The following is a 9,588-nucleotide window of genomic DNA, read 5'->3' on the forward strand; positions in this document are numbered from 1 at the left end:
AAATTATTGATAAATAATTGTATATTGAACAGAAGTTGTTACTTTACCGGCTGTTGAAGCGTCAGTTGCATAGTATTCAGCATAGTAGTTAAGGTCAGCAGAACCGCCTTCAGTAACATCAACCCATTGAGAGTTTTCTTGAGCGCCATTCGCGCCAGCTGCAAGCACTGGAATAAATTGGTTGTTCTCACCTAATAGTTGAACTTGCACATTTGTGGCACCAGCAAGGTCTTGGTTTTTCAGACGGCCAGAAGCAAAGTCAACAGTTGCGCCTGGTTCGAAATAAGTCGCTACTTTACCTTCAGAGCAGTCACCAAGGTTAATAGTGAACGGAGTACGTCCAGCTGTATCACCATTATTTGCAAGAGTTTGTTTAGATACAGTCGGTAAAGTTACTGTGAAGTCTTTACCTGCTGGAGTGATGATGTCGCAGGTTTTGTCAGTAACTAAACCATTGATTGTGATTGTGCCATCAGCCGCATGTGCTGCACTGATACCCAGAATTGTTGTTGCAGCAATAAGAGCAATCTTTTTCATTGTACTTTTCCCAAAAAAAAATAGGTTTTGTTCGTAGTTGATGGTGTACCGTTTTGGTATGTAAAGGTTAACCAGAGTTTTAAAAAATGTAAACTACATCACATAAATAATAAAATATGTTTGATTGTTTGCATATGTGTTAACGGTTTTATGTCAAATGTTTAAGAATTATTAATCTGATAGAAAATAAAAGCTTAGGTTGAAATGTGATCATTATTACTTGAAATATCATGTAATAAATGCGTTAAAAAAGAATTGTAAATGTTAAGAATGATTTTCTTTTACAAAGTAAATAAACTTTATTTTTCCACTTTTTGATCAATTTTATTGAGTAAATGTAATTTTATTATCAGATTAATTTATGATTAAACCGCGGTAAATGCGCTTTTTATATCCGTATTTTGGGCTGAAATTATAAGAATAAAAATAAAAAAATACTAATTGGCGAGGAGGAAACGAATTTGGGAGGGGATTTTTAGCCTGGAGCACGGTATCAAATCGCGGATGATTTTATGATCCGAGCCTATGCGGAGGATCAGCAGAGGCTGGCCAGAACATACTTTTTGGTGAGCAAGCATGTTCTGGCTGTATGCATGATTAGCTTGCCATGGCATCGACAGAAAGCTGAGCTGCATTCGGTTTAGCTTTTTCTGCGACTAAACCGAGTTTATCAAACAGCTGGCGGTCTTTGCCTTCGCCTGCGTTTGGTGTGGTCAGCAATTTTTCACCCGAGAACAGTGAATTGGCGCCAGCCATAAACGCTAAAGCTTGGTCAGAATCGGAAAGAGACTCGCGGCCTGCAGACAGGCGGATATAGCTTTTCGGCATAATAATGCGCGCTACGGCAATGGTGCGGATCCATTCAGTGACATCCAGTTTTTCCACATCTGCCAATGGCGTGCCGTCAATTGGCACCAGCATATTGATCGGTACGGATTCAGGGTGAATCGGCAAAGTCGCTAATTCCTGCAATAAGCCAATGCGGTCATTACGGTTTTCACCTAGCCCGACAATACCGCCGCTGCACACTTTCATACCTGCACCGCGAACATATTCCAATGTATTTAAGCGGTCATCAAAGGTGCGGGTGCTGATAATGTGTGAGTAATACTCGCGTGAAGTATCGAGGTTGTGGTTATAGTAGTCCAGCCCCGCATCCTTTAAGCGGACAGCCTGCGACTCATTCAGCATGCCCAGAGTCATGCAGGTTTCCAAGCCTAATGCTTTGACTTCGCGTACCATTTCCAAGACATAAGGCATATCGCGTTCATGCGGATTGCGCCATGCTGCGCCCATGCAGAAACGTGAAGAGCCGGATGCTAAGGCTTCTTTCGCTTCAGAAATAACTTTATCTACCGCAATGCGCTTTTCGGCTTCTAAGTTCGAGTCGTAATGCGCGGACTGCGAACAGTATTTGCAGTCTTCCGGGCATTTGCCGGTTTTAATCGACAGCAAAGTACTGACCTGAATGGTATTGGCGCTGAAGTTTTCACGGTGTACGCGCTGCGCTTCAAAAACCAAATCTAAAAAAGGCTGCTCATATAAAGCCTGAATCTCTTCGCGAGACCAGTCATTACGTAAGTTCATGATTGCTGTCCATCATCATTGTTATGTTGTGCCGTTTATCATACAGAAAGCATGCCAAAGCCAAAGGCAATATACGTCAAATTTGATAGTATCTATCGATTAAATACAGAAAAGAATTGAAATATAAGATTGTATATTTGCCTGCAAAGTTAAGGGAAATACTTGTTCATTTGCTGCAAAGTTTTTTATGGAAAAATAAATTTTGCTGAGAATAGGTAGGCTCGGCTTTTGAATCTTGCAAACTTGGAGAAGAACTGGATCCCAGAAATCCGCCCAGAAAAAACCTGTTATGCTGGTTTTTTAACAATTTGTTCAGCAATCGCCCAATCAATGTGGACTTGCACAATCTCATCATGCAATTCACGGCCTTGGCTCAGAGAGTGAATGATTTCCTGCGAATAATCTGCATTGCCGAGGCCAATGGCAATGTTGCGCATAAAGCTTTGATAGCCTGTGCGGCGGATGGGACTGCCTTCGGTGCAAGCCAAGAACGTTGCTTCATCCCATTGCCAGAGGTCTAGCAAGGACACCTGATCCAAACCATGGCGCGGGTGAAAATCTTCAATGGATGTTTTCTTAGCAAAACTGTTCCACGGGCAGATCAGCTGGCAGTCATCGCAGCCAAATACGCGGTTGCCAATGCCTCGGCGTAATTCTTCAGGAATAATGCCTTTATATTCGATGGTTAAGTAAGCAATGCATTTTCGGGCATCCAGCATATACGGTTCAACAATGGCCTGCGTTGGGCAGATATCAATGCAGGCGGTGCAAGAACCGCAGTGTTTTTCTGCAGGGCTGTCAAAAGGCAGATCTAAAGCGGTAAATAGCTCGCCAAGGACAAAGAAAGAACCGGATTTCTTATGAATCAGCAGGGTGTGCTTGCCTGTCCAGCCCATGCCGGCATTTTCAGCCAGTGATTTTTCAAAAATGGGCGCAGAGTCGGCAAAGGGGCGTGATTCAAAATCGCCCACTTTTTTACGAATGATCGATGCCAGTGTTTTTAAGCGCCCGCGCATGGTTTTGTGATAATCACGGCCGCGCGCATAGCGGGCAATAATGGCGGCATTCGGCTCAAATGGCACATAACGGGGTTTTGGGGGTTCGACCAGATAATCCATGCGCACGCAAATGATGCTTTTGGTGCCAGGAATGAGCAATGTCGGATCGGCGCGCTTGTCTAAATTTTCTTCTAAAAACTTCATGTCGCCATGATAGCCGCGCTTTAAATATTCTTTAAAACGCGGCAATTCCGCTTGAGCATCCGGTTTGGCAATGACACAATCAGAAAAACCCAAAGCCAGCGCTTGATTTTTAATCCATGCTTTAAGCGTTTCAGGATCATCTTGATTGAGCTGAATTTTTGACTGAGCAGAAGTTGCCATAAACCATTTGGAAGAAAGAAGAATGCAGCAGCAAGTTTACCATAGCCCTGTTTATCATAGCCAAAGTATTCAAGCTTGGGAGCAGCGCTGGTTTGCTCAGCAAAATAGTTCTTATGGCTTGATGCAGCAAGTGGCGTGGGCGATTGCGCAGCGCCTCATCGTTATTTTCCGCGAACAGGGCATTGAAAAAGCGGCTATCTGCTGCGGTCAAGGCAATAACGCGGGCGATGGCTATTTAACAGCAAAGTATTTACTGCAAGCGGGTTTGCGTGTGGATGTCTATGCTGCGCCGCTGGGCATGTCCAAAGATTTGCATGCCGCAGAACAGGAAGCCCGTGAAGCAGGCGTGCGCATTCTTTCAGGCTTTCATTTTCAGCAGGCATACGATGCCTATATTGATGCACTGTTTGGCATTGGCTTAAACCGTGAATTAAATGCTGAATGGCAAAGCATTATTCAGCGTATTGATGCGCAGCCGGGTTTGAAAATCGCGATTGATATTCCAAGCGGTTTGAACGCTAATAGCGGCCAGCCGTTGCCTTGCGCAATAAAGGCTGACTATACCTTTACTGCTTTGGGCTTGAAGGCAGGCTTGTTTACAGGGCAAGGCAAGGAATACAGCGGTCATGTGCAGGTGATTGATGCCATTCCAGCTGATGCTGAACTGCAGCCGATTGCCCAGCTTTCGCCAACGGATATTCATTTGCCGCAGCGTCAGGCTTTTGGGCATAAGGGCAGTTATGGACATGTGCTGATTGCAGGCGGCCATGCCACCATGGGCGGCGCCGTGATTATGGCGGCAGAAGCTGCTTTTCATGCGGGCGCTGGAAAAGTCACGGTGGTGTGTGATGCGCGGCATCATACGGCAATCTTATCGCGCGCACCGAATATTATGCTGCGCGACATGAATGCTTTATCACCTGAAGATGTTCAAGGCTTAATACAGCATGTCGATGCGATCAGTTTCGGCATGGGGCTGGGCCGTGATGATTGGGCAAAACAGCAATTTGATATTTGGTTTCCTTTAATTCAGCAATCGGATTTAGAAGCCGTTTTAGATGCGGATGCCTTATGGTTCTTGGCTGAATCTCCAGAACAATTAAAAGTAAACAGTTATGCCACGCCGCATTCTGGGGAGGCCGCTAAATTGCTCGGAATCACAGTGCAAGAGGTGGGAGCTGACCGCATCAAGGCGATTCATCAGCTGCAGGAAAAATATGCAGGTCAATGGGTGCTGAAAGGCGCTGGCAGCTTGATTTTGCAAGACCAGCTTTGGATTTGCACCGCAGGAAATGCCGGCATGGGAACGGGCGGCATGGGCGATGTGCTGGCAGGCATGACCGCCAGTTTGAAAGCCCAATTTCATCAAGCTGTGCATTTGCATGAAATTGTGACTTTGCATGCGCTGGCGGGTGACTATTTGGCGCAGCGCGGCATGCGCGGCTTGCAGGCGCAGGATATGGCGCAAGCGGTTTATCATGCCGTCAACTTATAAATCTGCTCATAAAAAGTATTGATATAAAACAGGCCCTATATGAAAGCGTTGAAATTGCAGATTCACGGCAAAGTGCAAGGTGTCGGTTACCGCCGCTGGTTTGAACAGCGGGCGATTGCTTTGGGCCTAAAAGGCTATGTGAAAAATTTAGAAAATGGCGATATTGAAGCTGTGATTTGCGGTGTTGAGGATGCTGTGAATCAGCTGCTTGAAATCAGTATGGAGGGGCCATTGCATGCAAAAGTGCATCACATTGAATGTACTGAGCCTTCTATAGAGGCATCTGCATGTCACAGCTTTCAGATACAGCGTGACTAGCAGTCACGCAAACTTTCTGCTGACGGATGTTTTTTATTTAAAAAATCATTAGATGGTAAATTTCAACTGACGGCGCGTTCGCCAGAAAATCATGGCTGGTATGCGCCAGCATATGAACAGCAAATGTATTACCCCGCTCAGATTGCTAAAAATATGCGCAGGCTGGGTCCGGCACAGCAAGGCATACTTCAAGAAATTACAGAAGCCACCCATGGTGAGCGTATTAGCGAGCTCTACGTGATGCCGATAGCTGATGATCAGCCCTTGATGCAGTCCAATGCACTGGATTTGGACAGTGATCATGAAGATTCTGGTGAGGAAGTGACTTACTATAAGAAAGCCCGGTATAAGCTGCTCAATAGCACGTCGAACTTGAGTCAGCATGACGGTTTATACGATATAGAAATTCAATATAGCGGAACAAAATTAAAAGATTCTGGTGGAAAGCAGAAAGCAGCGCCGGTTAATGCGGTGCATCGCCATCAATACAATGCCAAGAAACAGCAGTATCTGTTGAAGAAATAATGCGCGCTGATTTTACCCCATATCTTTGCTAAGGCTGTTTTATTCGATAAGCCTCTTATTATAAGGCTAGTTTTTTGATCACAGGCTAAATTAAATACAACAGCGGTTTCGGCTAAATTGAACTTAACGCCGTCTGCTGCTGTAGCGGCTGCGTCCGCGCGCCATGCCGCCTAAGGCATTCAGCACCGCCATTTTGCTCATACTGCCAGAAGCATGCGCATGGCAGATGGCTGCAGCGAGGGCATCTGCCGCATCCTGCTGCGGTTTAATATCCAAGCTGAGCAGTTTCATCACCATCATCTGAACTTGTTCTTTATCTGCAGCGCCATAGCCGACCACAGACTGCTTAATTTGACGCGCCGTATATTCGGCTACTTTTAAATCCAAATTGGTTAAAGCTGCAATGGCTGCACCGCGTGCTTGGCCGAGTTTTAAGGCTGAGTCAGGGTTTTGCGCCATAAAGACTTGCTCTACGGCAGCTTCGGTCGGCCCATGAAATTTAACAATGCGGTCGACACCAGCAAAAATTCGCTTCAAGCGTTCTGGCATCTCAGTGGTTTCGGTACGGATGGTTCCTGCATCTACAAAACGCAGTTTAGAGCCTTCATGTTCAATAATGCCATAACCGGTCAGGCGCGAACCGGGATCGATACCGATAATTAATGACATGCTGGCCCTTTAAAAATAGAATAACGCCCATATTGTTACATAAGCAGATCAAAAAAGCTTGATACGGTTTGACCGCTTGAGTGATGCACCTTATTTATTTAATAGAGATTTGATTAATTTTCATGAAATTATTTCTAATTGTCCTTGCGGGCTTAATTCTTGAAGTCTTTGTATGGATCGGCGTGGGCGACCTCGTCGGCAGCATGTGGTATGTATTTTTCTGGTTTATTGCTGCGTTCTTCATCGGGCTGAATATCGTGCGTAAGCATGCTGCCGGCTTAATGCCGCAAATGCAGCAGATGCAAGCGGGTCAGATGAGTGCAGATCCAGCGCTTTCAGGCAATTTGCCAATGATTATTGCTGGTTTCCTGTTAATGATTCCTGGTCTGATTTCTGATGTTTTAGCAGTGCTGATTTTACTTCCGCCTGTGCAAAATGCGCTTAAAGCGACCATGATGAATGTGATGGCAAAACGTCAGCAAGCGATGATGGAAAAAATGATGGGCGGCATGATGGGGGATATGGGAGGCATGGGCGGTGCTCAAGGTCAGAACCCATTTGCAGACATGATGCGTCAAATGCAGGAAATGCAAAAACAGCAGGGCGGTAGCCGCGATTCCAGCGTGATTGATGGCGAAGCGCGTGAAGTATCGCCAGAAGCCAAAAAAATTGAAATGAAAGACATCAATCCAAAATAAAAAGTTTGGATGCAATTGAATGCATGAAAAGCCGGATCGCATGATTCGGTTTTTTTATTGCCGGAATTTTATCTGCCTGCGCATTTATTTTGAACAGACGATATAATGCGGTTTTTATACTTTCTGTTCTGCTTTTATGTCACTTCTTTTGACCATTTGCCTGCTGCATTTTGTGGCGCAGCTCAGTCCAGGGCCAGATGTATTGCTGATTGCAAAAAGCGCAGCGTCCAATACACGTATCAATACATTAAAAATTATTGCAGGCATCTCCGCAGGAATTGTGGTTTGGGTGGTACTCACGCTCATGGGCTTTACTGTTTTGGTACAGCAGTTCCCGTGGATTCAGCAAGTACTCATGCTGGTTGGTGGCTTGTTTTTAGCAAAAATGGGCTGGGGTATGCTCAATGCCGGGCTAAAGACACTCAAGCAAGATGTTGCTTTGGATAGTCCTGAAGAACTGGAAAAACCGCAGAATTATTTTTTACAGGGGCTGTTTACCAATTTATCCAATCCCAAAACGCTGATTTATTTCAGCAGCGTATTTGCTTTGGCCTTGAGTTCATCTGCGGGTTCAGATTTAAAAACCCAATTGGCATTTATTATTCCAATTCAAACTTTTCTGGTCTTCAGCCTGCTGATGATGATCGTTTCAATGCCAAAAATTAAAGTGCTGTATCAGCATGCAGGCAGTTACATTGATGTTATCTCAGGCGTACTGTTTTTGGTCTTTGCGGTTTGGCTCTGGTATGACGCCATTAAAATATTTTATGCCTGATTGGCGCTGGAGCTTTCAGCGTTAGATTGATCATGAGCAGAAGAGGGAACAGCAGTTTCCTCTTTTTTTTCATCTGTACGGTAACGGTTGGGCTGTAAAGTTGTTTCAGTGTTTTCTGAACCTTTGTAGCTGCGGCTGCGGTTGGCGCGCTCACGCAATCCGCCTTTTTTAATGAGTTGAACCATAACTGAACCTTTTGTCTGAATTGCATATTCTAAACGAATTTTCCTGCAGCGCTTCAGCCAAATGAAAGTTCAAAACAGTTAAGTATGAAAAATTGGCTAGTTTAAGAAAATAAGTATCGAATACTGCTCAGATGCAGGCCTGTATAAAAAATCTCTTTTCGAGTGGGCCAGAGCGCTCAATACTGAACTCACCTCTAAAGCAAAGCGTGGCTGCTGTTCGATTTGAAGTGCAATGCTATTGCGGGATGATGAGAATGAAGCTTATCGCTGTAAAAAGCCTGAAATGATTTCAGGCTTTTTACACTCCAGTTGTATAAAGCTACTTTCCGGGTGTTTTTCCATCTTGCTGCAAGACATCAAACAGAGACTGCTGTACAGGAACCTCTTGGTGATCTTGCAGATAGACGCGCGCAGTTTTAAACACGATTGCAGCAATAAGGCAGGTCATAATGCAAAAAATCCAAAATCCGTAGGGGCTTTTAATATTATGTGATCCGCAATCGGCACATTCTTTGTCAGTAGAAGCAACAACTTTATTGCAGCAAGCACAGTGATACTGATAGTGCATATTCTTCTCCTTGTTTTTCTGACATCGTTTGTTTTTTTATTTCTAATCATATTTTCATGACCGATTATTTATCTTAGGGGATGAAATGCAGATAGACAAGCGCGGTCATTTGCCTTGTACAGTCACATTTTTAAAGGATGCTGATTCTGCGGCTTAAGGCGCTGATTTAAAAATAAATTACAGTTTTTACAATTCAATGATTGTTACAAATATTCGGCTGGGGCCGCATCTGCAAGATTGATTTTGGTGCCATTAAACACGGAGAAGATGACTGGATGATGACGGTTATTTAAAGGTTTTTTTATGCAGGTAAAGGCTGATACCGAAAGGCTTCATTGCAAAACAGAGAGCTATCAAGAAAAAAGAGCAAATAAAAGGAGAAAATACCAAAGCTTATAAACTGGCGGGAAAAACACGTATCAAACAGCCAGTCACGGGGACTGGCTGTTTGATTCAGCAGCAATTACTGTCCAGAACGGATGATGTAATCAAATGCAGACAGCGATGCTTTCGCGCCTTCACCTGTGGCGATGATGATTTGCTTGTACGGCACAGTTGTACAGTCACCGGCAGCAAACACGCCTTTCACATTGGTTTCGTTGCGTTCGTTAATCACAATCTCGCCGCGGTTTGAAAGCTCTACAGCGCTTTCTTTTAAGAAATCCGTATTCGGCAATAAACCGATTTGCACGAAGATCCCTGCCAATTCAACTGTTTTGATCTCATCGGTCGCGCGGTCTTTGTATTTCAATGCAGTCACTTGTGAACCGTCACCGACGACTTCAGTTGATAATGCATTCATGATCACTGTGGTGTTCGGCAAGCTGTGCAGTTTGTCCTGCAGCACTT

General features: G+C 44.5%; 12 protein-coding genes. 5 read left to right on the forward strand and 7 right to left on the reverse strand.

What is annotated here, in order from left to right; translation table 11 throughout:
* Positions 1–3 precede the first annotated feature (3 nt).
* The 3 genes from ACE3T3_RS12935 to queG form a co-directional block, all read right to left on the reverse strand.
* On the reverse strand, positions 4–537 hold the full coding sequence (locus ACE3T3_RS12935) for a fimbrial protein (protein ID WP_374667574.1): 534 nt from the start codon (positions 535–537) through the stop codon (positions 4–6).
* Between the two features lie 597 nt (positions 538–1,134).
* On the reverse strand, positions 1,135–2,124 hold the full coding sequence (gene bioB, locus ACE3T3_RS12940) for a biotin synthase BioB (protein ID WP_374667576.1): 990 nt from the start codon (positions 2,122–2,124) through the stop codon (positions 1,135–1,137).
* A gap of 287 nt (positions 2,125–2,411) precedes the next feature.
* A complete protein-coding gene (queG, locus tag ACE3T3_RS12945; RefSeq protein ID WP_374667577.1) occupies positions 2,412–3,506 on the reverse strand; it encodes a tRNA epoxyqueuosine(34) reductase QueG in 1,095 nt (364 codons plus the stop codon).
* A 22-nt stretch (positions 3,507–3,528) separates the two neighbouring features.
* On the opposite strand from queG, the gene ACE3T3_RS12950 reads away from it, so the two are divergent.
* The 3 genes from ACE3T3_RS12950 (at position 3,529) to ACE3T3_RS12960 (ending at position 5,844) form a co-directional block, all read left to right on the forward strand.
* On the forward strand, positions 3,529–5,001 hold the full coding sequence (locus ACE3T3_RS12950; RefSeq protein WP_374667579.1) for an NAD(P)H-hydrate dehydratase: 1,473 nt from the start codon (positions 3,529–3,531) through the stop codon (positions 4,999–5,001).
* Positions 5,002–5,040: 39 nt separating this feature from the next.
* On the forward strand, positions 5,041–5,319 hold the full coding sequence (locus ACE3T3_RS12955; protein WP_374667581.1) for an acylphosphatase: 279 nt from the start codon (positions 5,041–5,043) through the stop codon (positions 5,317–5,319).
* 123 nt (positions 5,320–5,442) lie between these two features.
* Positions 5,443–5,844, forward strand: coding sequence for a hypothetical protein (locus ACE3T3_RS12960; RefSeq protein ID WP_374667583.1), 402 nt, complete (start codon positions 5,443–5,445; stop codon positions 5,842–5,844).
* Positions 5,845–5,967: 123 nt separating this feature from the next.
* Here ACE3T3_RS12960 and ruvC read toward each other — a convergent pair whose 3' ends face one another.
* Positions 5,968–6,513 carry a crossover junction endodeoxyribonuclease RuvC gene (gene ruvC, locus ACE3T3_RS12965; RefSeq protein ID WP_374667585.1) on the reverse strand — a complete coding sequence of 182 codons (546 nt, stop codon included), beginning with the start codon at positions 6,511–6,513 and terminating at the stop codon, positions 5,968–5,970.
* 122 nt (positions 6,514–6,635) lie between these two features.
* Here ruvC and ACE3T3_RS12970 point away from each other — a divergent pair, with 122 nt between their 5' ends.
* Positions 6,636–7,211, forward strand: a complete 576-nt coding sequence (locus ACE3T3_RS12970; RefSeq protein WP_374667587.1) for an FxsA family protein — start codon at positions 6,636–6,638, stop codon at positions 7,209–7,211.
* Positions 7,212–7,347: 136 nt separating this feature from the next.
* Complete coding sequence (locus tag ACE3T3_RS12975; RefSeq protein WP_374667589.1) at positions 7,348–7,986, forward strand: LysE family transporter; 639 nt, start codon at positions 7,348–7,350, stop codon at positions 7,984–7,986.
* On the opposite strand, the gene ACE3T3_RS12980 is transcribed toward ACE3T3_RS12975, so the two are convergent.
* The 3 genes from ACE3T3_RS12980 to ACE3T3_RS12990 form a co-directional block, all read right to left on the reverse strand.
* Complete coding sequence (locus ACE3T3_RS12980) at positions 7,977–8,171, reverse strand: hypothetical protein (RefSeq protein WP_374667591.1); 195 nt, start codon at positions 8,169–8,171, stop codon at positions 7,977–7,979. The two genes, ACE3T3_RS12975 and ACE3T3_RS12980, sit on opposite strands and share 10 nt — an antisense overlap.
* Before the next feature lie 319 nt (positions 8,172–8,490).
* On the reverse strand, positions 8,491–8,739 hold the full coding sequence (locus ACE3T3_RS12985) for a hypothetical protein (protein WP_374667593.1): 249 nt from the start codon (positions 8,737–8,739) through the stop codon (positions 8,491–8,493).
* Between the two features lie 463 nt (positions 8,740–9,202).
* The coding region (locus ACE3T3_RS12990) for an FAD-dependent oxidoreductase (protein WP_374667060.1) at positions 9,203–9,588 on the reverse strand (386 nt) is incomplete at its 5' end.

The organism is Acinetobacter sp. (genome assembly GCF_041919735.1).
In the GTDB taxonomy this organism is placed as follows: Bacteria; Pseudomonadota; Gammaproteobacteria; order Pseudomonadales; family Moraxellaceae; genus Acinetobacter.